Origin of the sequence: Brucella thiophenivorans (genome assembly GCF_002252445.1) — a bacterium.
GTDB classification, from domain to species: Bacteria; Pseudomonadota; Alphaproteobacteria; order Rhizobiales; family Rhizobiaceae; genus Brucella; species Brucella thiophenivorans.
Window position 1 is genome coordinate 31,584 of sequence record NZ_NNRJ01000058.1, and the last position, 24,495, is coordinate 56,078.

Below are 24,495 nucleotides of genomic sequence, written 5' to 3' on the forward strand. Positions count from 1 at the left end.
ATCGCAATTGAACAGAAGCCCGGTATCCGGCTGTCACCTGCAATGCTCACATTCACGACCATCATTCTTGCAGTCGCGTTCTGGTTCTATATTGATCCATCGCTCGGCCAGATATGGGTCGATTGGCTGCCTTATCTTGGCAAGGGCTTTGCCATGAATGTGCTGATCAGCATTTTTGCGATCACGCTCGGCACGCTTGCGGGTGTCATTCTCGGCGTTATGGAGCTTGCGCCCTATAAGATCATCCGCGCACCGGCGATCACCTATGTGCAGATTTTCCGCAATGCGCCGCATCTCGTGCTGATCTTCGCCGCCACCTATATTTTCCCGTTTGAACTGGTGGTGTTTGGCAATTACGTCCCCTTCCCTGACTGGATCAAGGCGGTCGTTGGCCTCGCAATTCCGGCAAGCGCGCATATTGCAGAAATCACCCGTGGCTCCATTCAGTCGATCCCGACGGCACAATGGGAAGCATCACAGGGCTTGGGCTTTTCGCGTCTGCAATCGCTGCGCTATATCATTCTGCCGCAATGCATCAAGCGTTCGCTGCCGCCATGGATGAACCTTTATACCTCCATCACCATGGGAACGGCTCTGGCCTCACTCGTGGGCGTGCATGAATTGTTGCACTCGGCAACCGATGCAAGCACCGCTGTGCAGCGCAATGACTTCACCGTCATCATCTATCTAACCGTGCTGATGGCGTTCTTCCTCTTCTGCTATCCCGTGTCGCGCTTTACGCAGCGGCTCGAAAAGCGGCTCTCCTCCCGCTGACAAGGATCTGGAATTCACATGAACGACACCACCAAAACCACACTTGTCGAACTGGAAAATGTTCATCTGTCGTTCGGGCAGAATGAAGTGCTCAAGGGTATCGACCTTAAAATCAACAAAGGCGATGCAGTTTCGATTATTGGCCCATCGGGTTCGGGAAAATCGACCATTCTGCGCTGCATCAATGGTTTGCTGATCCCGCAATCTGGCAAAATCACCGTGGGTTCGACCCGCGTGGACGAGCTTAAAACCGAAGCCGAGCGTATTAAACTGCGCAAGCGGATCGGCATCGTGTTTCAGCAGTTCAATCTTTTCCCACATCTTACAGTTCTGGAAAACATCACAATTGCGCCGCTCAAAATTCTGCGCACGCCAAAAGCCGAAGCCGAACGCCACGCAAAAGAACTGCTCAAAAAAGTACGTCTTGAACATAAAACGGATGCCTATCCGGGTGAACTTTCCGGCGGTCAGCAGCAGCGCGTGGCTATCGCGCGTGCGCTTGCCATGCGCCCCGAACTGGTACTGTTTGACGAAGTCACCTCTGCGCTCGATCCTGAAACCGTCGGCGAAGTACTTGCCGTTATTCGCGATCTCGTCAATGAGGGCATGACCAGCATTCTCGTAACCCACGAAATGCGCTTTGCTGAAGAAATCAGCGATACGATCGTGTTTACCGAAAACGGCCGCATCATCGAACACGGCTCGCCGGACCAGCTTTTCTATCAATCGAAGAACCCGCGTATCAGCGCTTTCGTCAATGGTCTTGGTGGGACTGGGAACCGGATCAACGAAGGCGGCGAAGGCATCTGACATGACGGATCAGATCACCCACAGACTGAGTGAAGCTATTGTCAGCTCAAAACCATCGTCAGAAGCAATCGCCCTTGCCCGCACGGCAATTGTCGATTTTCTGGCCTGCGCGCTTGGCGGTGCCAATGATCGCAGCACGCTTCTTGTACAAAAGGTTTTGGGCGCGGGCGGCAACATTGCGCTGATTGGAAGTAACGGAAAGGCCGATGCTTTTTCGGCAGCGCTGATCAACGGTCATGCAGCCCATGTGCTCGATTATGATGATGTGCATGGCAGTGTGCGCGGACATCCGACCATCGCCATCGTACCGGCCATTCTTTCGGTTGCCGCAGAAAGCAATGTCAGCGCAGAGGCTTTCATTTCCGCCTATATCGTCGGGCTTGAAACCATGGCGCGGCTTGGCCTTGCCATGGGCACGAAACATTATGAAACAGGCTTTCACGCAACCGCAACGCTTGGCACAATCGGCGCTGCGGCGGCCATTGCCCATCTTCTCAAATTCGATGGTGCGACCACCGCCGTCGCGCTCGGTCTTGCTGCCACACAGTCGGCTGGGCTTCGCCTGCAATTTGGCTACGATGCTAAACCACTTCATGCCGGACTTACCGCGCGCGCTGGCCTGACGGCTGCGCGACTGGCAGAAGCCGGATTTCAGGGTGCACCGGATTTCATCGATAGTTCTATCGGATTTTTCAAAGCCTTTGCCTTTGGAGCGGAAGACGTTACGCGTGTTACGCAAGGCTGGGGTGCACCATGGCAGATTGTCGTGCCGGGTCTGACGCTCAAGGCTTTCCCCTGCTGCACGGCAGCACATCCCGTTGCGGTCGGCGCATTGGCGCTGCGCCATGAAAAAGCGCTGCAACCTGATCAGATTGCAGCAGTGTCCATCACCTTTCCGCCCGGCGGTGATGCCGCATTGGTGACGACCAGGCCCGTGACCGGGATCGATGCGCGTTTCAGCCCGGAATATGTTTTTGCTGCTGCATTGCGCGACGGAAAACTCACCATTGCGCATTTTGATGAGCAACCAGTGGATGCCGATCTGGCACAACTTGCAGCGAAAGTTACACGTCGCCATGATGAAAGCGCGCCGCGTCTTTCTCCCGATCCGAAAACCCGCTTTGTCATCATTGATGTGACGCTCAAAGACGGCTCGACGCTTTCGCAACGGGTTGATGGCCTGCCGAGCATCAGCGACCCAACCGACAAATTCAAAGACGCAACGAAGGACGATCCGCGCTTTGCAGGCATACCGGACCTCGTCCAATCCATGACCAGCGCAGACGACTTGCAAAAGCTCATCTCATTGCTCAACCAGTCCCCGGAGTAAAAATATGACCAAGAAACAAATGCATCTGGGCCTCTTTCTGCAAGGTGCAGGCCACCATGTTTCTGGCTGGCGGCACCCTAATGCCGAATCTGGCAGCGAGAATTTCGATCTGCTTCGCCGTGTAGCGAAAGAAGCTGAAGATGCGAAGTTCGACATGCTCTTTCTGGCAGACGGCCTGACCAGCGGCACCGATGCGCATCCATCGATGGTTGCACGTTTTGAGCCGCTGACGCTTCTATCCGCGCTTGCCATGGTGACAGATAAGATCGGTCTGGCGGCAACAGCCTCGACCACCTATGGCGAGCCTTATCATACCGCACGCGCTTTTGCGTCCATCGATCATCTGAGCCATGGACGTGCGGCGTGGAACATCGTCACCACGTCTTATGCCCGCACGGCAAACAACTTCTCAAAAAGCCATCCTGAACATGACGAGCGCTATGCGGTTGCCGAAGAGTTCGTCGATGTTGTTCGCGGCCTTTGGGATAGCTGGGACGACGACGCGTTTCCAAAAGACAAGGAAAAGGGCGTCTATGCCGATCCCAATAAGGTGCATGTGCTCAACCATACCGGCAAATATTATTCGGTGCAGGGGCCGCTTAATATTCCGCGCTCGCCGCAAGGCCATCCGGTTCTCATTCAGGCCGGATCTTCCGGCCCCGGTCAGGATCTCGCAGCACGCATTGCGGATATTGTTTTCACGGCCCAGCAGAGCCTGCCGGAAGCGCAAAGCTTTTATGCAAGCCTGAAGGAACGCGTGGTGAAGGCCGGTCGCGATGCCGACAGCGTCGCCGTGATGCCGGGCTTCATGCCAATCATCGGCGATAGCTTCGAGGATGCTGCGGAAAAGCTAAAAGAACTCAATCGCTGGACCGACATCAAAAGTGCCATGCCATTGCTCGAAGAGCGCATCGGCCACAGCCTTGCCGAATACGATCTCGATGGCCCCCTGCCGGATCTTCCAATTTCCGACCAGCTTCGCAGCCGTGCAGAACTCCTGCGCGATCTCGCACACCGCGAAAACCTTACCATTCGCGATCTGGCGCTGCGCGTCGCTGCCGGCCGTGGTCATCATATTGTGCTCGGCACGGCAGAGCAGATTGCCAACCGGATGCAGGAATGGTTTGAAGGCAAAGCTGCCGATGGCTTTAACGTGATGCCACCTTATTTTCCAGGCGGTCTTGAAGACTTCAACCAAAAGGTCGTACCGATCCTTCAGGATCGCGGACTGTTCCGCACCGAATATACGGGCTCGACATTACGGGATCACCTCAATATTGCTCGGCCAGACATAAGCTAGAACTTATAAGCATCCCCCAAACAAAGGCCGGAAAGCCTGCCCCACAGGTTTTCCGGTTGGCATGATTGATGGCACATCCAAACAGACTGAATTCCACTGCACTTGATTTAGTGCCCGAAACAGCCACGGCAGATGAACTCAAAGCGGCAATGCGCCAGCTTGCTGCTGGCATCAGCGTTGTAACCGTAGGCACGGGCGAGGCCAAAACAGGCGCAACGGTGACATCTGCAACGGCACTCTCCGTTGAGCCACCTACAATTATCGTCAATATCAATCTGGCTGCGTCTATCTGGCCTGTCATCAATACTGAGCGCCGCTTCTGCCTCAATGTTCTATCCGCTAAGCAACAAGCCGTTGCCGATCGTTTTGCGGGACGAAACGGCGAAAAGGGTGCGGCGCGCTATGAGGGGGCCGAATGGTATGCGCTTGAAACTGGTGCATTGGCACTCAAAGGCGCACTCGCTTCGATTGATTGCGAAGTGGAAGACGTGATTGAGCGGCATACCCATGCCATCATCATCGGTCGCGCGCTTAAAATCGTGACCGGGAACGGTGAGCCTCTTATCTATCATCACGGACGTTATCACGCCTTACCGCTCTGACATTTTTTGAACGCGCACCTTATCCAAACACCGCTGCGAACTTTTCAGGATGCGCTCCAGACACGCATTTTATCTAAAACAACGGTTGCCCTCCCCACACAAATTGCCTAGCTGTTAGACAAGTTGTATGAATGTGGGAGAGTTGGGACGTGATTGACTGGTTATCCAATAGCACGCCGGTTAACAGAAAAAGCGCTGCTGAAATTGTCTTTGAAGACATTCGCTCCGCAATAACAACCGGCCGTCTTGAGATTGGCACCCGCCTCCCCTCCGAAGCACGGTTAGCCGAAAAATATAGCGTCAGTCGCCCGATCGTTCGCGAAGCACTGCGTTCGCTGCAAACGCTGGGCCTCACTCAGACCCGCACCGGCAGTGGCACCTATGTGCTCAAATCTTCCCCCGGTCTTGAGCTTAGCTATGGTGGCTATTCTGCCAACGATCTTATTGAAGCGCGTCCTTTCATCGAAGTGCCAGCAGCAGGCTGGGCGGCCATCCGCCATACGCAGGAACAGATCGCCAAGCTCATGGATCTTTGCGAGCGCATGGACAAGCAAACCGATCTGCATAAATGGGTCCTGCTTGACACTGAGTTTCACAGCGTCATTGCTTTGGCGTCAGGCAACGCTGTTTTCGCAAATATTGTTACGGATGCCCGTGATGCACTCTCGCTCCAATCGGAGCTCGTCAACCTGATGGCTGGTCGCCGTACCGCATCCAATATCGAGCATCGCCAGATCGCAGAGGCCATCCAGTCCGGCTCCGAAGAACGGGCGCGTCTTGCCATGCAGAACCACCTCGGCCAAGTGAAACTCGCGGTAACGACGATTATATCGAAAGAAAAAGCGACGCCGGACATTTAATCCGGAGTGCTAATCAGGCTTGTTTTGGCATCCTGTAAGGGTGTCCAAAACCCAATATAAAATTTTGAATTTGTTGCACAATCATTCTTAAAATTAGCCATCGGCATTAAGCTTCTTTCGGCCCAGCCCCCCTGTATCACCTCAAAAAACGCCAATCGAGTCACCTTGACTGGGGAATTTCGATGTGCGTTAAGACTTTCATTGAATTTGTCTTACAGCTTTACAGAAAATCAAAAGCTATATGGTTTACCGCCAAGCATTTCATAAAAGCTATTTCTTTATTCAAAACCAGGCTCTCAGGGAGGAGCGATGACAACCGAATTTATCAAGGCCACGAAAGCCGAGCGAGAAGTCTTCAAAGAAGAGGACAGTGGCTATCACAAAGCACTGAAGCCGCGTCAAATCCAGATGATTGCTATTGGGGGAGCAATTGGTACGGGTCTGTTTCTGGGGGCAGGTGGACGGTTAGTGCAAGCTGGTCCATCGCTGGTAATCGTCTACGCCGTCTGTGGTTTTTTTGCGTTTCTGGTTCTGCGCGCCCTTGGCGAATTAATCATGCATCGCCCAAGCTCCGGCTCTTTTGTCTCCTATGCACGCGAGTTCTATGGAGAGAAGATGGCTTTTGCAGCCGGCTGGATGTATTGGCTCAACTGGGCGATGACATCAATCGCGGACGTGACCGCTGTCGCGCTCTATATGAACTTCTTCAAACATTATGTGCCGTGGCTTGAGGGTATCGACCAGTGGATGTTTGCCATGTCGGCGCTGATCCTTGTGCTGTCGATGAACCTGCTCTCGGTTAAGGTTTTCGGCGAACTGGAATTCTGGTTCAGCCTTGTCAAAGTGCTTTCACTGGTGATTTTCCTGATCGTCGGTATTTATTTCGTCGTCACCGGCACGCCGATTGATGGTCATCAGCCGGGCTTCCATCTTATCCGCGAGAGCGGAGGATTTTTTCCGAACGGCATATTACCCGCCCTTGTGATCATACAAGGCGTTGTTTTCGCCTATGCCTCGATTGAGCTGATCGGCACAACAGCTGGTGAAACCGAGGATCCGCGCAAGATCATGCCCGGTGCGATTAAAACTGTCGTTTTCCGCCTGCTGGTTTTCTATGTCGGTTCTGTCCTGCTTCTGACGATGCTTCTTCCTCATACCCTTTATTCGGGTGGAGAGAGCCCGTTCGTGACATTTTTCAGCAAAATCGGCGTTGAGGGTGCTGATGTTATTATGAATCTTGTCGTGCTGACCGCTGTTCTGTCATCACTGAATGCCGGTCTCTATTCGACCGGGCGTATTCTTCATTCCATGGCCGTTTCCGGTTCTGCGCCTGCATCGCTTGCCAAGATGAACAAGAATGGCGTGCCCTATGTAGGCATAGCTGTAACGGCCGTTGTGACTGCAATCGGCGTGGCACTGAACGCCTTTGTTCCTGCAGCAGCATTTGAAATTGCGCTCAATTTGGCCTCACTGGGTATCATCACTGCATGGGCTGTCATTATTCTCTGCCAGCTCAAGCTATGGTATCTCGCACGCAAGGGCGAAATTGCCCGTCCGCAATTTCGTATGTTCGGCGCGCCATATACCGGAATTCTCACCCTTTTCTTCCTGTTTGGCGTTCTGGTTCTTATGGCTTTCGATTACCCGATCGGCTCATATACTATAGGTTCGCTGATTATCATTGTACCCGCACTGGTTATTGGCTGGTATTGTCTGCGTGAACGAATCTATCGTCTGGCAGCGCAACGCGCAGCCGAGACAGGACATGCTGACAAGTGAGGGGCAGGAGTGAATAATACGCAATTCAAACCATTGGTGGCGATCATCGCCACTGGTGGAACTATTGCAAGTAAGCGCGGGGAAGACGGCGCAAGCACACCGACGCTGAGTGGCGACGATCTGCTGGCAACTCTGGGTGACGTGAATGCAGAGCTTCGTGCTATCGATCTGATGGCCAAGGATTCATCCAGCCTGACATTGTTCGATATGCAGACCATCAGCGATGCCGTTGAGGTACAACTCAATGATCCGGCAATTCATGGTATCGTTGTGCTTCACGGCACAGATTCCATGGAAGAAACGGCCCTCCTTGTTCATCTGCAAAGGCATCCTTCCAAGCCGGTTATTTTCACCGGCGCACAATTCACCGCAGATCATCCTGATGCTGACGGCCCAACGAATCTGACCGCAGCAATCGGTCTGGCTACCGATCCCGCCAATTCGGAGAAGGGCGTGCTGATTGCGTTTGGCGGTCGGATTGTTCCCGCTTGGGGCGCTTTTAAATATAGCAGCGATGATGCCGACGCTTTCAGATCTGTGCGCGAACTTAAAACACCAGACTCTATTCCCCTGCTTGCCCCTGTCAGTGGAATGCGCATCGACATTGTCGCTATTCATCCCGGTTGTGACGACGTTCATATTCAAGCCAGCATCAATGCTGGAGCGAATGGTATCGTGCTTGCAGCGCTTGGTTCAGGCAATGCAAATGTCCGTATCATCAATGCCATAGTACAATGCGCCCAGCTTAATATCCCGGTTGTGATTTCAAGCCGCGTTCCAACCGGTATTCTGGTGCCAGGATATGGCGGCGGCGGCGGCGGTTTTGATCTGGTTCAGGCCGGTGCGGTCTGTTCTCAGACATTGCGCCCCGGTCAGGCACGAATTCTACTGGCCAGCATGGTGGCGAATAGATGCCCGCAAGATGCAATTGTCAGAGCTTTCGACGATCTGAATTTCTAAAGCACCGCTAAATCATAAAATATTAGCCATAGTCTTGAATCGGACCATTCGATTTCTATCTAAACAATGTGGACCGGGCCCCTCTGGCGGTTTCCTGAAACCGTGATGTCGGACCACTTCGAGTAAGCTCGAGGTCAGCCCGGTCAAATCCTCGCCGACCTTGTTAATTAAATCAGAGGTCGGAAATGGAAATTTTCATTACACTCTTTATGGGAACACCGGTCTGGATGTGGCTGGTGTTCATTGGCATTGTTCTTGCACTTTTAGTGCTGGACCTGGGTGTCTTTAACAAAGAAGACCATGAGATCGAGATCGGCGAAAGCCTCAAGATGTCAGCGTTTTATATAACGCTTGGCCTAGCTTTCTCCGGCTTTGTCTGGTGGCAGATGACCAGCGAGGCGACAGCGCAATATCTCACGGCCTTTGTGGTCGAAAAGACCCTGGCACTCGATAATATCTTCGTCATTGCGCTCATTTTCAGCTTCTTTGCGATTCCGAGAAAGTATCAGCACCGCGTGCTGTTCTGGGGTATTCTCGGCGTTATTATTCTGCGCGGCATTATGATCGGCCTGGGTGCCACAATCGTCGCAAATTATCACTGGGTTCTTTATCTCTTTGCGGTCTTCCTGATCGTAACGGGTATCAAGATGCTTTTCTCAGGTGATGACGAAGAGCCTGATTTGAGTAAAAATCCAATCTTGCGCTTTGCTCGCAAACGTATGCGTGTGACAGATGAACTGCACGGCAATGCGTTTTTCGTACGCATTAAGGACAGCAAAACAGGCAAGATGGTGAGTTTTGCTACGCCGCTTTTCCTTGCGCTGGTCATGATCGAATTTGCCGATCTGATTTTCGCAGTGGATTCAGTGCCTGCAGTCTTCACGATAACGACTGATCCGTTCATCGTTTACACCTCCAATATCTTTGCAATCCTCGGCCTCAGAGCTCTGTTCTTTGCCTTGTCTGCAATTTTGCATCGTTTTGCCTATCTCAAATATGCACTGTCCATCCTGCTGATTTTCATCGGCTCCAAGATGTTCATTGCGGACTTAATGGGCTGGGAGAAATTCCCTCCCGCATGGTCGCTGGGTATTACCTTTGCAATTCTTGGTGCAGGTATTGTGGTTTCACTGGTCAAAACCAAGGACGAAGACAAAGCTGTTACGGATAATCACGCCTAAGCAGCGAAATATTCCAAGATTGAGGCGTCAGAGGAAGCTCTGGCGCCTTTCTCATTGCAGCTTTGCCGTTATCTCACGATGTTTGCCATGCAGAGCGCTGCTCATCAAAGCTTTTATAGAAAAGCCACCCTCGGCAGCTTTTTCCACGAGAATGCGTAGATAGCCGCTTATGGACCGAATATCGCCATATCGTTGCAACAGATAAGCAACAACAATGGCTGTGTTCTCTCTTCCTAAGATATTCAGAGCGAATTGATGAAGTCGGGTATCGATCCCGATAAATCCTCTGACCTTATCAGTCGTATCAATCAAATGATGCCATTGCGTGATTGGTTGGGCAGCATAAGACGCGATTTCGGGACATGCTCGCAAGACAAAATCAAGGGAAACAGCGGTTTTCTGTAATGGTTTTCCAATCAAAGAACACGTTTTGGTTTCCGGTTCTGCAAGGCTTCTATCAATATGATATTCTGGTTTTGATTCATAATAGTGCCGCTCATTTTGAGACTCTATGCCGCTCAATTCCTGAGAATTTTGATTGTTTTTCAATGCTTTGTCGATTGCAGCATAAATCTGTTCAAGTTTTTGGATTAAAATACGCAGTTCTTCTGCACTAGCACGGCGCGGAATTGTGTCTATGACAGTTCGGAAAACTGTACTGATGTCAGTCCATGTACCGTTGAGTTTCTGTTCAACGGCAAATTCAACTATTTTCGTTATATCGCGGCGCATCAGGGTTAGTTGCTCGCGCAATTCACGAAGCATGGTTTTATCGGCTTTGACCTGTTCTGCCGCTGCTTCAATTTCATCTTTGCGTGCAAGCAGTGGTGTAAGGCAAAACCCAAAGGCAAGTTTTACATCGCCGGCTTTGTTACGGCGCGCATATCGTTTGCCGTTTGGGCTATCCTGGCGCGTGACGAGACCCGCATCGACCAGCGCTGCGAGATGTCTGCGCAAAGTCGCATCGGCCATACCATGGGCACGTAGCGAGAGCTGTTTGTTGGAAGGAAACACAATGAGACTATTGGTTTCGCTCAACGTGTTCTCAGGATAAAAAGACAGCAGCGCTGCAAGAACCGCAAGCGTGCGATCGCTAATACCCAGAATGCTCTTGCCTTCGCAGAGCCAGCGATGAAGCTGCCATTTATCGACAGCTGATCCTTCAGGAATTTCTCGTGCTTTTTGCTGCATTGACAACAAGGCATGAGTCATCCTTTGACGGCCAAAAGGCGTCAAGCCGAATTGAGACTCCATTTTCCTTCACCTTCTACAAGGCAAAAGAAATCCAACCGCCAAAATGACGCTAATAACACTTGACAGTGATTCGTGAATTTGCGATTCTCTAGTTGCTAAACCAATGAGAAGGGCTTCCACGCGGCGACGTTTGGGGGCCTTTTTCTTTTGCTTCGATTTCCTTTTCCACTGCTCTTGCAAGTGACCATCACTCGCACTCACTCGGATTTTACGCGTTACGCTTACGTGAGGGATAAGTTTTCCTCATTATCTAAGCGCGCCATACTCAACAATATGCATTTGACGCACTCGGGGTCTCCTATTCAACATGCTGTGGACTTGAGTTGCCGCAGCAAGAAATGACTTCCTCACTTCTCCTCATCGCGAAATGACGCATAAAGCGTATCGAGATTGCGAGAAATCCAGTCAGCAAAACGTTGGCCATTGGCAGCACCAAGCGCCAGAGTAGCTGTTTTACCGGTTTGTTTGACCACGACATTGACGCTCTTATCTTCGGGCGTCCATGTAGTCCCTGTTCTCGCAGATGCTTTGGTAACAGGCTTCTTCTGACCAGTTCCCTTGAGATCGCCATAGAGCTGTTCAAAGCGTGCTGAAGACTGGGCATTTTTGAAAGCAGCAGTTGAGATTAGTTCACGCGCAGCGTCGGCTTTGCCCGGCATTTCTATAAGCTTGCGCAATTCCAGCCAGCGATCACGCCCGATACCCTTTGCAGCACCAATTGCCACCAGCATATCTTCAGGAATGGCGCGAGGAATTGTCAGCATTTTTGACAAGGTTTGATAATCAACTGACAAAGCTGCCTGGATTGCTTCGCGGCTAAAGCTCATATCCTCGAGGCGAGCCGCGAACAGCACACGTTCAATGAAGCTGAGATTGGCGCGTGCAGAATTTTCCTGACCCTGGCTCAGGATATGCTCAAGGTCTTGCAGAGGCTTTATGACAGCCTTGACTTTAATGCCTAGCTCACGTGCTACACTTGCACGGCGATGACCGAAAACGATCATGTAACGGCCACTAGTCTGCGGATGAGGGCGAACGAGGATCGGGCTGTCTTGCCCTCTTTCCCGAATAGCTTCGAGAAGCTCGGCATATTCTTGATCATTCGCTTCTGGCAGACGATCAGCTATGAAGGAAACGTCGAGAACCGCCGGATCGAGTTCAACGATGGCTTCACCATCAAACTTTTGTGCAGCCTGCTTCGCTAACTCATCAATTGATGCGGAAAGAGACTTTGCGGCACCAAAACGACGCGTCGAACTTTCCATCGGTGCAGCGGTTTGTTCTTCCGTTGTTTCCGGGCGCATGACGCTTTCAAAAATGTTTTTCCGTGCCATTCTCATATCCTTAAACCAGGCATAAGACTGATTTCATTTCATTATTTCAAACTTAGACGGCAGTCTAACGACCCCAGGCCTCGTGTATGAGGCCTCGGATTTCCGAATTCACAAGTTCCATCGCTTCCATAGCGCGATCATAGGTCCCGCGATTCATGGATGAACGCTCGACCTCATAAAGTGTCTGTTTGGTAAGACCCGCATCCGAGATCGCGGTTGACTTGAGCATTTGATGTTTGAGCATATGCGATGCCAACATGCTCTGCATGAAACCAACCATTTGTGCTTGTGGCACGTCAGTCGGCTCATAGCGCGTGATCAGATAACGGAACCAATCAAGATGCACGGCCCCCCCCGCTTGACGAACGGTCTTGAGAATGTCACCAAGCATAAGCAGAAACTGCGACATCGACATAAGGTCGAGCATCTGCGGATGAACAGTGATTAGCACCGATGTTGCGGCCGAAAGTGCGGTGAGCGTAAGATAACCAAGCTGCGGCGGGCAATCGATCACCACCACATCGTAATCCTGATCAACCTCGGACAAAGCCACCGCAATACGGCTGAAGAAGGTTTTGCCCTCGCCACCATTCTGCATGGCAAGCGGCGTATCATATTCATATTCCTGCAGTTCCAGCATCGCAGGAATGATGTCGAGGCCTGGGAAATTCGTCTGACGAATAATATCGCGGATCGGCTTGCGTTCTGAATCGTAACGAATAGCTTCGTAAAGCGATGGGAAATTGTCGAGTTCTGGTTGAATACCATGCAAAGCCGACATTGATGCCTGTGGATCAAGATCGATAGCAAGAACCCGATGACCGGTCAGTGCAAGATGCTGAGCAAGATGCGCAGCGGTTGTTGTCTTGCCCGAACCGCCCTTGAAATTCACAACACCAATAACCTGGAGCTTTTCATCACCGCGGCGGTGTGGCACATAACGCTTAACTTCTGCGCGGCCATTCCGATCAAGCCACTGACGCAGTTCCTGTATCTGTTCTATAGAGTATGCTCTGCGACCCCCGGAAAGAATTGTTGGCTCAACACCCTTGCCTTCCAGATGCAGCTTCTTCAAATTGCTGGGAGATACGCCTAGAAAATATGCGGCTTCAGCCATTGAAAACTGACGCAACAATTTGCGCGCATCTGGAGGAAAGTTTTCATGGCGCAGCAAATTGAGCTTGCGCGATATCTCGCGACCTTGCGTCAATATCATGTCGTCGAACGACATAGGCGCTGCAGAATTTGCGATATTCATAGGTTCAGGATCCCTAGTGACGGCACTGGAACTAATACCGTCTAAATACCGTCATTATGTCCGATTCTTATTTTGTAGCAAGGGGTTCTGCTAACAAAGAGTTACTATACAGCGTTCAATTGCCCCAAATTGGCAATCACAAGAATGAAATATTTTCTATCTTATTGAAATTCATGTTCTTTATTGAAAATAGACGGCAGTCTATTAGGGCCTTAGCATCAAAATAGGCTCTATTGCCGTTTAAGTGCCTAAGTGTTTAGTTTTCGACTCTGAGTCAGATACCAAAGGTTCGGACATGGGGTCATTATCATCAAGACTAGAGCTTGTGAATGTTAAGCGTTGAAAGCAATGTGTCCATTACGGCATTTGCTGTGCCAGCAGAATAGCTGCGTTTGATCTTTCAGTCCGTATTGTCCGAATTATGGAGCGCAACGGGTATGGGCTGTTGTCGGTCGATAACGATAGAGCATGCAAATCACGCCAATACACATCTTTTATATGATGGAAGCGCGAGGTGGAAAAAGCTATAAGCTAAGCACGGTGTGCATATCGAAGGGTTTGACGCTATAGTGACGGAAACTCATTTTGACGATTGTTAAACCAATGACACTTAGGATAAAAGTTGCTTTCCTTTGCGGAATCGTCGTTTCAGCCAAACGCTTATCATCAGTCATAAGACTGCATTTGTCACCTCGTACGTGACCGAAGCTCTTTCCATGTGTAGTCGGCTATCACTGTGTAGATGATAGGTGCAATTAGAGGAATGGCTGATCTCAACTCAAGGTAAAGGTCGTAATCTCTTACGGTCAGTTGCTCAGGATAGATTTGTGTAAGATGTTTCTGTCTGCGAGTACTGCGATACTAGCGTTGCAAAGCGAAATTAATGTCTGAGCGGTTGTGATCAATGCCGAGCAATAAGAGCTCTTAAAATCGCGCAAAATCTCAGATAAATCCAATTGAACGTCAGGAGTGAGCGAAGAAGCAATTTAGATTGGTGTCTCACATCCTAAGGGTCGATTTGAGTAGGCGCTCCACTTCATAATTGTACCGCCTCCTGCCCAAACCACTCACTCCGTCTATCATCGTGAATTAGGAGTGGTCGCTATCTACATGTAGCCCAACTGTTTGTCTGGGAAATACGCCTTTATGGCGACATAGAATAATACAGGATTGGTACCCACGTTAGCGGAATGGCACGCCCGATTTTGCTATCGATAATATAGATTCCATCAGAATTACAGTTTGACTAGGTGTTTGATCCGAGCGTTTGATGGTGCGATATTTTCCACAGCATGGGAGGAAGCACTATGGGCCAAATTCGTCACGGAAGCGCCACGACCACGCACGCAGTCCGAGCTGCAATACAGCGATCACAGGCTTCGGCCGCGCGGCTGAGCCGGATCTACGGGATCAATCCGAAAACAGTTCTGAATTGGCGCAAGCGGGCGACGGTCGAGGTTCTTAAAACCGGGCCGAGAGAACCGCGTTCAACTGTTCTGAATGAAGAAGAGGAGGCGATCATCATCGCGTTCCGGCGACACACCCTGCTGGCGCTGGATGATTGCCTCTATGCTCTTCAACCGACAATTCCGCACCTGACGCGATCGTCATTACATCGTTGCCTGCAACGCCATGGGGTTTCGAGACTGCCGGATGTTGAGGGTGACAAGCCGTCGAAGAAGAAATTCAAAGCCTATGCTATCGGCTATTTTCACATCGACCTGGCCGAGGTCCAGACCGCAGAAGGCAAGCTCTACCTGTATGTGGCAAACGACAGGACGTCCAAGTTCGCCTTCATTCAACTGGTTGAGCGTGCCACCACAAAAACAGCATCAGACTTCCTGGAAGCATTGGTCGCCGCTGTTCCTTACGCAATACACACCGTTCTGACCGACAACGGCATCCAGTTCGCTGATATCCCCAAGAACCGAAACGGACCAACTGCCCGGTTCCGCGGCCATCCGTTTGACCGGACATGCTGGCGGCACGGCATCGAGCATAGGATGGCCAAACCTGAGCTTCCCTGGACAGATGGCCAGGTTGAACGAATGAATCGGACGATCAAGGAGGCAACCGTCAAACGCTATCATTAAGACAGCCACGACTAGCTCCGCGCTCACATCGGCGGCTTCGTATCAGCATATAATTTCGCCCGACGTCTCAAAACACTTCGAGGCCTCACCCCGTATGAATTTATCTGCAACGTCTGGACAAACGAGCCTGAAAGGTTCAGGCTCGATCCAATCCATCAAATGCCGGGACTAAACACCTAGACAATTTTAATCAAATCGACGTATGATTAAAGATAGAAGTTAAAACATAACTTGCTTCTTTTAAACGGTGGTATACGCACCGTTCGGCTAGTCAGAGCTACGAAACAGATATTTCACTTGAGTTTCAAAAAAACAAAAAACCATTTATTTTCATAATGGTAACTTTGTAGCGTTTGCTACTCACAGAGGCGCCGGACGGGTAAGCGGGCAGATCCGGGGGCAATGCCATTTTGGTGTGCAGTTGCGCGGTGAGTTGCAATCTACCATAATTCCTTTTGCCAAAGAAGGTCGTATAGATTGAACGATGAAGAAGACGCTGATTACCGAGCTCGATATTGATAGTCTGGATGAAGCCACGCTGATGGAATTGAACCGGCACATCGTTGAGCGATTGCAGTTTCTGCAACAGCAAAGAAATGAAGCAGCCCTTCAGGACATCAGGATCGGCAGCGGCGTGATGTTTGAGGGCCCGGATGGTGCCGAGGTTCGGGGTTTTGTAATCCGCCGCAATCGCAAGACAGTGACGGTGCATACCGATGACGATAAGCAGTGGAATGTTTCGCCGTCATTGCTGCGTTTAACTGGTCGGCATATTATGGATGAAGCACCAACAAGAGCAGGTCGGGTGGTGCCATTCTCAAAGCCTAACAGTCGTAAGTAAGTGGGATCAGGCTTTGGCGATAATGAGGCCTGCAAGCTCCGGAATAGCTGTTTGTTGATTGGATATACCAAGCCGGTCGCCGAGATAATGCCAGAAGGAAAGCCGAAGCTTTTTGCAGGTCTTCATAAGGCCCAGCATGGTATCGCGGGCAATGCGTCCATCGTTGCTCATGGTGCCACCCGAGATTTTCCGTTTGGTGACGCAGCTGCGCAGATCGTTCTCGGAGGCGTTGGTGTGCAACGGAATTTCCGGGCGTTCGAGAACCTTGAGCAGTTCTTCCTTGCGGCGTAGCAGACGTGCCAACAAACTTGTCCAGCTCCACACAACCCGTCCGGATAGAGAAGATGCGGTCAAACCGTTGCCGGAAAGCGCTGATTGATTCCGGTGAGGGGCTCTTCTGCCTGAATGCCTTGAGCGCCTTGTAGAAGCTCCAAATGAGATCGCGTATATTTCCACCCACCGGACGTGCTGTGGCGTCGCCGGCATCAGCTTTTGCAGCAGCCGCTCCGCATGCACCCAGCACAGCGCATGATTGCCAACCCGGAACTGGCCGGCGTCGTCGGAGATAATGACGGCATTGCCCAGCAGGCCGTGGTGGCGAACAGAACCCCAGATGCCCGCTTCCGCGACGACCCGAACCATGTCCTTATCGAAGATGTCGACACCTTTTCGCGCCAGGTGTTCCAGAAAGGGAACCTGGTTGCAAAAGCGTTGAGGCGTGCGTGTTTTGCAGCCTGGCGATGACTGTCGGATCCACGCCATGTCGCGTCTTCAGTTAATCAGAAGCAGCGTCGTTAAGCACATAATCCTGATAATTGCCGCGCAAGAGCGACAGGAAGTTCAGGCGGGATTTTGTTTTCGTGGTGCGAAAGACGGTAAAATGCTCGCCGCCAATATGGGTGGTATAGAAGTTATCACGCGCATGACGGGCCCCGGTGTCATCGACCGTTACATAGGCTTCCGACACCAGGCCAGCATGTAGAACGGCAGCATCCTCAGCAACAAAGCCATCTAGCCCCTTGGTGAGCAAACGCACAACCTGGCGTTCGGAGATGTCCATGCCGATGTCATTAAGCAGGGTCGACAACAGTTGCACTGTGACCTGACCTTGCACATGCAGCATCAGGCAGAGCCGCCTGAGGTTTGGGCCATAACCACCGACGATTCCGGCAGGTAGCGGCGCAAGAATTGTCTTACCGTTCGGAGCGGTTGTGTCGCAAAATCTTCAGTAAGTTAAAAGCGGCGTTAACTCTGGACGCAATTATGCTGCGAGTTCCACAAAGACCTGAAATGGCGATTGATTGTCGTTGGTGAATTGGTTCTTACGGATCATGTGAGCCACTTCGATCCCTGCGATGGTGGCTGAAGCAGATTGGAATGCTTTAAAGCCCATCATTGGCTTGGTGATCCGTTTGATAAAGCGGTGGTCTTGCTCAAGGATGTTGTTCAAGTATTTGACCTGCCGGATTTCAATCATGTCGCCTGCGCCTGTGAATTTCAGGATGGTGTTGACGGCGTGCAGTCCGGCCAGATTGGCTCCACTTTTGTCAATGACAACCTTCTCAGGAGTACCGTTGGTTGAGATCGCCTTCTTGAAAAAACGCCGCGCCGCAGCCAGATCCCGACGTTCTGACAGCATGAAATCAAGTGTTTGGCCATCGCGATCGACAGCTCGATACAAATAGGTCCATTTACCCCGAACCTTGAGATAGGTCTCGTCAACTCGCCAGGAACTGGCCGTGCGGCATTTTCGTATCTGAGCTTGCTCGGCGATCTGCGGTGAGTAGCGAATCACCCATCGGTTTAGGGTTGCATGGTCAACCGAGATACCTCGTTCATCAAGGATCTCCTGCAGTTCACGATAGGAAACGGGATAGCGCACATAAAAGAACACCGCGTGCACAATGAAGCTTTTGGGAAAATGTGCGCCTTTGAAATCGACCGCCATCCGCTTCCGCCTCACTCAAGTCCTACATAGTTTTATGTGATAACTCATCAGATGTAAAAAATTTGCGACACAACCGGTGATAATTCCACACGCAAAAGAAGTGATCTCGAGGTAAAGGGGAGGAGATCATGAACCTCAAATACGCGATCGGAGTATTGGGAGTAATGATTGGTCTGAATTCATTTCTGTCTGGTAGACCAGTTCCCGTTGAGCATTATACCGCCAATCATGAACATAGACATATCATGCTTAGCAAATGCGCTGAGAAACAGGAAAGGGGTAAAAATTGTGATAATGCGCGTATGGCTGAGTTTATTATAAATAATAATAAAGATGCTGATTAAATTGATTATCAATTTCGCAATAATGTTAAATTATTTTGTTTATATTTTGTCACAAGTATTTTGGTTTAAAATTATGAACTATATTAAATTAGAAAATATAATTTTTATAGATAATTATAAATTCGTACTAATAATATTGACAAAATTGTGACCAGTCCTAGGTTGCAATTTACCCTATCTATGTCCCAGTTTTGCGAGAGACAATGCCAGCCAAGTTTATTATCAATCCGCCGGTATTCTTTGGTTCGATAATTATCATAGGATTGTTTCTGGCAGTCGGTGTAATCGTTCCAGATCAGGCCTCTGAAATTTTTGCTGCTTTGCAAAACAATATTCTTTCGAACTTTGGCTGGTTTTACCTTCTGGTCGTGGGAATTTTTCTGGCCAGTGTTTTGATGCTCAGTCTGGGTCGGTACGGCCGCCTCAAATTAGGGCCTGACGACTCCACTCCAGACTTTAGTTTTATGTCGTGGATCGCGATGCTTTTTGCAGCCGGTATGGGCATTGGCTTAATGTATTATGCCGTAGGCGAGCCAATGTCCCATTTCATGGCCCCGCCGACAGCGGAGCCACGCTCGATTGAAGCAACACGCCAGGCAATGGCTGTGACATTTTTTCATTGGGGTATTCACGCATGGGCGATTTACGCGGTTGTGGGCCTGTCACTTGCGTATTTTGGCTATCGCTACAATCTCCCTTTAACGATCCGATCAGGTCTTTATCCCCTTCTGAAAGAGCGGATTAACGGGCCGATTGGCCATGCCGTTGATATTTTTGCCATTGTTGGAACAATGTTCGGCATCGCGACCTCACTTGGACTTGGTGTCTCACAAATTAATGCGGGGCTGAACTATCTGACAGGCGTTCCCATCGGTTTAGAGGTGCAGCTTCCCCTGATATTGGTCATTACCGGCCTCGCAACCATATCCGTTGTTACAGGACTTGATAAGGGCGTCCGCATTTTGTCAGAAGTGAACCTTCTGATTGCAATTTTGCTTATGTTGTTTGTCCTCGTTGTGGGACCAACTGCACAACTATTTCGCGATTTTGTTCAGAATATCGGGCTTTATCTGGATTCAATTGTCCTTAGAACCTTCAATATATATGCCTACCAGCCCACACCGTGGATTGATGACTGGACACTTTTCTATTGGGCATGGTGGATTTCCTGGTCACCCTTTGTCGGCATGTTCATCGCTCGTATTTCCAGAGGGAGAACAGTACGAGAATTTGTTACAGCTGTTTTGTTTATTCCAGCCGGTTTCACATTCTTCTGGATGACTGTTTTCGGAAACTCCGCGATCTTGATTGACACAACCGTTGCCAACGGAAAGCTGGGGGCCGAGATAGCTGCCGACGTGTCGGTTGGTTTGTTCCATTTCTTTGAGTATCTTCCCTGGACAACATTGACTTCAACGCTTGCCGTCCTTTTGGTCGCGATCTTCTTTATTACGTCTTCCGACTCCGGTTCTTTGGTTGTGGATTCTATCGCTGCGGGTGGTGAGACAGAAACGACGACAGCTCAACGGGTCTTCTGGTGCGCACTTGAAGGTATCGTGGCTGCCAGCCTGCTTGTTGCAGGGGGATTAGGTGCCCTTCAATCGGTGACCATCGCAAGTGCACTTCCATTTTCTATGGTCATTCTTGTTCTTGTCTGGTCGCTTTTCAAAGGTATGAGAGCCGATCTTGCCCAGCACGTCGCCCATGCTGGAATACCCCATGCGCCCACGGCACAGCCAGCATCAGGTCTGACTTGGCAGCGCAGATTGGGGTTGATGTTGCATGCGCCTTCCGAGCGTGAAGTGGCGACGTTTATCGAAGGACCGGCAAAGAAAGCGCTGTCCGAAGTCGCGTCAGAACTCAATAGTCGTGGTCGCGACACGGTTGTGTCCTCGGAAGACAACGGTTCGATCGCGCTGCGTTCCTCCGCCGAGGGAGTTCGTGACTTCATTTACGGAATAATGCCAGCCTCACACCAGATTCCGGCTTTCTCCACTATGGCGGTGGGAAAACCTGAATTTCGTTTTGAAGCCAGAACGTATTTTTCGAGTGGAGGTCGTGGCTATGACGTCATGGGCATGACGAACGAACAGTTAATCTCGGATGTACTCGTTCAGTTTGAGCGCTATCTCGCATTGGTTAACACACCAGAAACGCAATTGGTCCACAGCGCACCGGAGCATTCAGCTGACATGTGATCATCGGCACCTCAATATTTAAAATGCTAACAATTGAGATAGGAATAATGGAACAAAAAGCGACTGAAATCTTCGAAAACACCAATCAATTTTTGTTCCAGATATCAGATCTGCTTTTGCGCTATTCTCTATCGACACTTGGTGCAATTTTGATCCTTTGCGCAGGATGGATACTAGCTGGAACACTTCAACGCTGGGCCGTCAATTCTCTATCAAACATCCGTGGGCTTGATAAAACAATCTCAAAGTTTTTTGGCGGCGTGATCCGCTACGGAATACTTGCTATTGTACTTGTGATGGTGCTGGGCCAATTTGGCGTCCAGACCGCCTCAATACTTGCGGCACTGGGAGCTATCGGTCTCGCCATCGGTCTCGCTTTGCAAGGCACACTTCAGAATATTGCAGCTGGCATCATGCTTCTTGTTCTTCGGCCATTTCGAGTGGGAGAGTTTATAAGCGCAGGCAGCGTGATGGGTACTGTCGAAGAGATAGGCCTGTTTACAACCGAGCTTAAATCTTACGACGGCATATACATTATGGCTCCAAATTCCACTCTATGGAACACCTCTGTTACCAATTATAGCCGCCTCAAAGCAAGGATGCACGACTTCAAGGTCCGCATAGGATATGATGACAGCATTGATGACGCTTTTAAAATAATTCAGAACATTGTCTCGTCGCAAGAGGGCGTTCTGGCGGATCCCAAACCGGCGTTTTTTGTCGATGAACTCGCCGATAGTGCAATAATATTGTGCTATCGCTATTGGGTTGACAGCAGTCATTATTGGGATGTAGTTCGCAACACCACTAAGTCCGTGAAAACTTCCTTTGACGCGGCCGGTATAAAAATACCCTATCAGCAGGTTACCTACCATATGAAAGCCCAAAAATAGATTTTCATGCATTATCCTATCAAAGGCCACGCGCCGGTTGGATTATGCTCTAGTCCCCCCTCTGCGCCTCCCGCTTGATGAAATCTGCCATGCCTCCGGATTGGATTTCTTTGACTATTCCCCGGAGCATGGTTCCGAAAATGCCGTCCGTTAATTTATCAGGAAGTACATCAGGGCAAACAGCTGCAACGGTTTTAATTATATCATCCGAAGTTACCGTATTCATCAAGGCTCGCTGAAGCTCCATTGCGCGCGGGTCATTCAAAGTTTGCGGATTACCATTACTGTCTTTTTGAACAAGATAGGCAAGCCAGGCTGCCAGCGAAAATGCAAAAGGACGTATTGATCCGCCAGCTGCAATTGTATCCAAAGTCGGAGCAGTTATGCGTTGAGGTAGCTTTTGCGTACCGTCCATTGCAATTTGCACTGTCGAGTGCGCGATCGCCGGGTTGGAAAACCGCTCAGCCAAAGCAGATGCATAGCTGTCGAGGTCAATTGTCAGGCCTTTGACGGTTGCTGCGGCGGCAGTAAGATGGCGACGAACAAGGGCGGCATGGCTAGGGTCCGCCATAACATCGCGTACAAATGCTTTACCGTACAAGAGCCCACTATAGGCAAGCATCGAATGTGCACCATTCAGCATCCGAAGCTTCATATTTTCATACGCAGTTACATCTTCTACAAACAGGACTCCTGCACATTCCCATTCAGGCCTGCCGGCGCAAAACTGATCTTCAATAACCCATTGGGAGAATGGTTCTGTCTCTACCGCACCATAATCTTCCCGTCCCGTAAGTTCAGCTGCAAGTCTCGCGGTTTCTACGCTTGATGCAGGCGTGATCCGGTCCACCATAGAAGATGGAAAGCTGACATCGCTTGCTATCCAGTTGAAGAGCTTTTCACCATGGGTTTCCTTCGCAAAAGCAAGGACTGCATTACTCAGTTTCTGGCCATTATGAGATAGATTGTCACAACTGAGCACCGTGAAAGGTTGTAAGCCATTTACCATTCTCCTGTTAAGTGCCTCGACAATCAATCCGATCACTCCCTTAGGTGTCTGAGGGTTTTCTAGATCCAAAGCGATCACAGGATGGCTACGATCGAGCTGTCCATCGCTGGATATGCCATAGCCTTTTTCTGTGACCGTCAGACTGACGATCCGGCAGCCAGGCGCTGTCATTGCTTGCAGTGTATCACCACTTACTTCATGCCCGGCCAATACCCGTTTAAGCGCCCCAATCACCCGCGCCTCTGTAGACGCGCTGCGTGTGATCAGCGTGTAATGCCCATTCTGCGGGTTCAAGCTCTCAGCGACGGCAGTTCCACGCAGTGAAACGCCGATAACGCGCCAGTCGCCACCTTTTTGTGCCAAAACCGTATCAGTATAATCGATCAGATGGGCGCGCGCAAAATTGCCAAGTCCCAAATGGACAATCCCAGCCCCATGGTTCTCCGGCGTATATGCTGGCCAGCGGGCTGACGCGCCTTCATTTGCCTGTGTCGAAAGTCTCGTCATTCAACAACCCTGACATCTGGATGCGACAGTGCGGTCATAATACCGCGTAACTCAGCCAACCCCTTCAAGCGCCCGATAGATGGGTAACCCGGCTGCGCTCTTCTGTTGAGATCATCCAGAATATCCTGACCGTGATCTGGCCGCAGTGGAATTTGCCAGTCTGCGCGGCCCGCAAGCTTGCGGCGATTTTCTTCGGCAAGAATGGCCGCAATCATGGCAACCATATCGGTATGGCCTTCCAGATGAGCCGCCTCATGGAACGATCCGCCAAGATGCGTTTCTTCAAGGGTGACATTGCGCAGATGCAGAAAATGGACCCGATCACCCAGACGTTTCATCATACCCGGCAAATCATTGTCGGCGCGTGTACCCAGAGACCCCGTACAAAGTGTAATGCCATTTGCCGGAATATTTACGGCATCCATCACAGCCTTATAATCGGCTTCGGTGGACATGATACGCGGCAGGCCAAGCAGAGGGAACGGTGGATCATCCGGATGACAGCATAGGCGCACACCCAGCTCTTCTGCCAGCGGACTGACTTCAGCCAGAAAATCTATCAGATGCCCTCGCAGACGTTCAGGCGAAATGCTTTCATAATGTGCAATATGAAGTTTAACATCTTCCATCGACATACGTTCGGCAGCGCCGGGCAAGCCGAACACGACATTGCCTGAGAGTTCGAGACGTCGCGCATCGTCCATTTCTGCAAAACGCTTGCTTGCGGCTTCGCGAACTTCGGGACTATAGTCGTCTGCTGCGCTGTCGCGTTGCAGAAGAAACATATCAAAGGCCGCGAAATCTATAGCGTCATAGCGCATGCAGGTTGCGCCATTTGTTAATCGATAAGCCAGATCCGTACGGGTCCAGTCAAGAATTGGCATGAAATTATAGCAAATGACCTCGATACCCGCATCACGCAAGTTGCGCATGGAAGTCTTCCAGTTTGCTATATGTGTTTTCCACTCTCCCGTTTGGCGTTTGATATCCTCGGAGACCGGAAGACTTTCAACGACTTCCCATCGCAGACCAGAGGGATCCCCGTTTTTCATTTGAGAAAGGTCAGCTTTTCTCTTTTCAATTTCTGCAGGTGACCAAACGGCGCCGGTCGTGACATGGTGGAGGGCTGTTACCACACCTTCCACGCCTGCCTGCAACATATCATCTATGGATACTAAGTCTTTGGGACCGAACCAACGCCAGGTCTGTCTCATATTGTC

At 50.5% G+C, this 24,495-nt stretch carries 22 protein-coding genes and 1 pseudogene; 15 read left to right on the forward strand and 8 right to left on the reverse strand.

Annotation, left to right across the window (positions count from 1 at the left end; genetic code table 11):
• Nucleotides 1-42: 42 nt before the first annotated feature.
• From CEV31_RS18260 to CEV31_RS18300, 9 genes are all read left to right on the forward strand, one after another.
• Nucleotides 43-774, forward strand: coding sequence for an amino acid ABC transporter permease (locus CEV31_RS18260; RefSeq protein ID WP_235818163.1), 732 nt, complete (start codon nucleotides 43-45; stop codon nucleotides 772-774).
• Nucleotides 775-792: 18 nt separating this feature from the next.
• A complete protein-coding gene (locus tag CEV31_RS18265; protein WP_094509255.1) occupies nucleotides 793-1,584 on the forward strand; it encodes an amino acid ABC transporter ATP-binding protein in 792 nt (263 codons plus the stop codon).
• Between the two features lies 1 nt (nucleotide 1,585).
• Complete coding sequence (locus tag CEV31_RS18270) at nucleotides 1,586-2,914, forward strand: MmgE/PrpD family protein (protein ID WP_094509257.1); 1,329 nt, start codon at nucleotides 1,586-1,588, stop codon at nucleotides 2,912-2,914.
• A 4-nt stretch (nucleotides 2,915-2,918) separates the two neighbouring features.
• Entirely contained in the window at nucleotides 2,919-4,214 is a 1,296-nt protein-coding gene (locus tag CEV31_RS18275; RefSeq protein WP_094509259.1) for an LLM class flavin-dependent oxidoreductase, read from the forward strand.
• Nucleotides 4,215-4,282: 68 nt separating this feature from the next.
• Nucleotides 4,283-4,816, forward strand: a complete 534-nt coding sequence (locus CEV31_RS18280; protein ID WP_094509262.1) for a flavin reductase family protein — start codon at nucleotides 4,283-4,285, stop codon at nucleotides 4,814-4,816.
• A 131-nt stretch (nucleotides 4,817-4,947) separates the two neighbouring features.
• Nucleotides 4,948-5,676: a FadR/GntR family transcriptional regulator gene (locus CEV31_RS18285; RefSeq protein ID WP_094509264.1), complete on the forward strand. Its 729-nt coding sequence runs from the start codon at nucleotides 4,948-4,950 to the stop codon at nucleotides 5,674-5,676.
• Nucleotides 5,677-5,985: 309 nt separating this feature from the next.
• Entirely contained in the window at nucleotides 5,986-7,455 is a 1,470-nt protein-coding gene (locus tag CEV31_RS18290) for an amino acid permease (protein WP_094509266.1), read from the forward strand.
• 9 nt (nucleotides 7,456-7,464) lie between these two features.
• The gene (locus CEV31_RS18295; protein ID WP_094509268.1) at nucleotides 7,465-8,415 is read left to right on the forward strand and encodes an asparaginase; all 951 of its coding nucleotides are present in this window, start codon (nucleotides 7,465-7,467) and stop codon (nucleotides 8,413-8,415) included.
• Between the two features lie 185 nt (nucleotides 8,416-8,600).
• Nucleotides 8,601-9,596 carry a TerC family protein gene (locus tag CEV31_RS18300; RefSeq protein WP_094509270.1) on the forward strand — a complete coding sequence of 332 codons (996 nt, stop codon included), beginning with the start codon at nucleotides 8,601-8,603 and terminating at the stop codon, nucleotides 9,594-9,596.
• A gap of 51 nt (nucleotides 9,597-9,647) precedes the next feature.
• On the opposite strand, the gene repC is transcribed toward CEV31_RS18300, so the two are convergent.
• The 3 genes from repC to repA form a co-directional block, all read right to left on the reverse strand.
• Entirely contained in the window at nucleotides 9,648-10,850 is a 1,203-nt protein-coding gene (repC, locus tag CEV31_RS18305; RefSeq protein ID WP_094509272.1) for a plasmid replication protein RepC, read from the reverse strand.
• A 347-nt stretch (nucleotides 10,851-11,197) separates the two neighbouring features.
• Entirely contained in the window at nucleotides 11,198-12,184 is a 987-nt protein-coding gene (gene repB / locus CEV31_RS18310) for a plasmid partitioning protein RepB (RefSeq protein ID WP_094509274.1), read from the reverse strand.
• Nucleotides 12,185-12,248: 64 nt separating this feature from the next.
• On the reverse strand, nucleotides 12,249-13,442 hold the full coding sequence (gene repA / locus CEV31_RS18315) for a plasmid partitioning protein RepA (protein ID WP_094509276.1): 1,194 nt from the start codon (nucleotides 13,440-13,442) through the stop codon (nucleotides 12,249-12,251).
• 1,307 nt (nucleotides 13,443-14,749) lie between these two features.
• On the opposite strand from repA, the pseudogene CEV31_RS18320 reads away from it, so the two are divergent.
• Both CEV31_RS18320 and CEV31_RS18325 read left to right on the forward strand, forming a co-directional pair.
• Nucleotides 14,750-15,715 (forward strand): annotated as a pseudogene (locus tag CEV31_RS18320) (IS481 family transposase).
• Nucleotides 15,716-16,019: 304 nt separating this feature from the next.
• On the forward strand, nucleotides 16,020-16,376 hold the full coding sequence (locus CEV31_RS18325; protein ID WP_094509278.1) for a hypothetical protein: 357 nt from the start codon (nucleotides 16,020-16,022) through the stop codon (nucleotides 16,374-16,376).
• A 6-nt stretch (nucleotides 16,377-16,382) separates the two neighbouring features.
• On the opposite strand, the gene CEV31_RS21355 is transcribed toward CEV31_RS18325, so the two are convergent.
• A complete protein-coding gene (locus CEV31_RS21355; protein ID WP_235818164.1) occupies nucleotides 16,383-16,862 on the reverse strand; it encodes an IS66 family transposase in 480 nt (159 codons plus the stop codon).
• Nucleotides 16,863-16,868: 6 nt separating this feature from the next.
• Here CEV31_RS21355 and CEV31_RS21360 point away from each other — a divergent pair, with 6 nt between their 5' ends.
• Nucleotides 16,869-17,120: a hypothetical protein gene (locus CEV31_RS21360; RefSeq protein WP_235818165.1), complete on the forward strand. Its 252-nt coding sequence runs from the start codon at nucleotides 16,869-16,871 to the stop codon at nucleotides 17,118-17,120.
• Between the two features lie 31 nt (nucleotides 17,121-17,151).
• Here the strand turns inward: CEV31_RS21360 and CEV31_RS18335 are convergent, their stop codons facing one another.
• Both CEV31_RS18335 and CEV31_RS18340 read right to left on the reverse strand, forming a co-directional pair.
• Nucleotides 17,152-17,499: a hypothetical protein gene (locus CEV31_RS18335; protein WP_094509281.1), complete on the reverse strand. Its 348-nt coding sequence runs from the start codon at nucleotides 17,497-17,499 to the stop codon at nucleotides 17,152-17,154.
• Nucleotides 17,500-17,637: 138 nt separating this feature from the next.
• Nucleotides 17,638-18,324, reverse strand: coding sequence for an IS6 family transposase (locus CEV31_RS18340; protein ID WP_094509283.1), 687 nt, complete (start codon nucleotides 18,322-18,324; stop codon nucleotides 17,638-17,640).
• A gap of 128 nt (nucleotides 18,325-18,452) precedes the next feature.
• Between CEV31_RS18340 and CEV31_RS21000 the strand changes: the two genes are divergently transcribed.
• From CEV31_RS21000 to CEV31_RS18350, 3 genes are all read left to right on the forward strand, one after another.
• Complete coding sequence (locus CEV31_RS21000; RefSeq protein WP_143850985.1) at nucleotides 18,453-18,668, forward strand: hypothetical protein; 216 nt, start codon at nucleotides 18,453-18,455, stop codon at nucleotides 18,666-18,668.
• Between the two features lie 203 nt (nucleotides 18,669-18,871).
• Nucleotides 18,872-20,866 (forward strand): BCCT family transporter, encoded by a 1,995-nt coding sequence (locus CEV31_RS18345; RefSeq protein WP_094509285.1) that lies wholly within the window; start codon nucleotides 18,872-18,874, stop codon nucleotides 20,864-20,866.
• On the forward strand, nucleotides 20,863-21,759 hold the full coding sequence (locus tag CEV31_RS18350; RefSeq protein ID WP_235818160.1) for a mechanosensitive ion channel family protein: 897 nt from the start codon (nucleotides 20,863-20,865) through the stop codon (nucleotides 21,757-21,759). Before CEV31_RS18345 ends, CEV31_RS18350 begins: the two co-directional genes overlap by 4 nt.
• A 49-nt stretch (nucleotides 21,760-21,808) precedes the next feature.
• On the opposite strand, the gene CEV31_RS18355 is transcribed toward CEV31_RS18350, so the two are convergent.
• Nucleotides 21,809-23,185, reverse strand: coding sequence for a mannitol dehydrogenase family protein (locus tag CEV31_RS18355; protein WP_235818161.1), 1,377 nt, complete (start codon nucleotides 23,183-23,185; stop codon nucleotides 21,809-21,811).
• An 86-nt stretch (nucleotides 23,186-23,271) separates the two neighbouring features.
• Nucleotides 23,272-24,489: a mannonate dehydratase gene (gene uxuA, locus CEV31_RS18360; RefSeq protein ID WP_094509289.1), complete on the reverse strand. Its 1,218-nt coding sequence runs from the start codon at nucleotides 24,487-24,489 to the stop codon at nucleotides 23,272-23,274.
• Nucleotides 24,490-24,495: the final 6 nt, after the last annotated feature.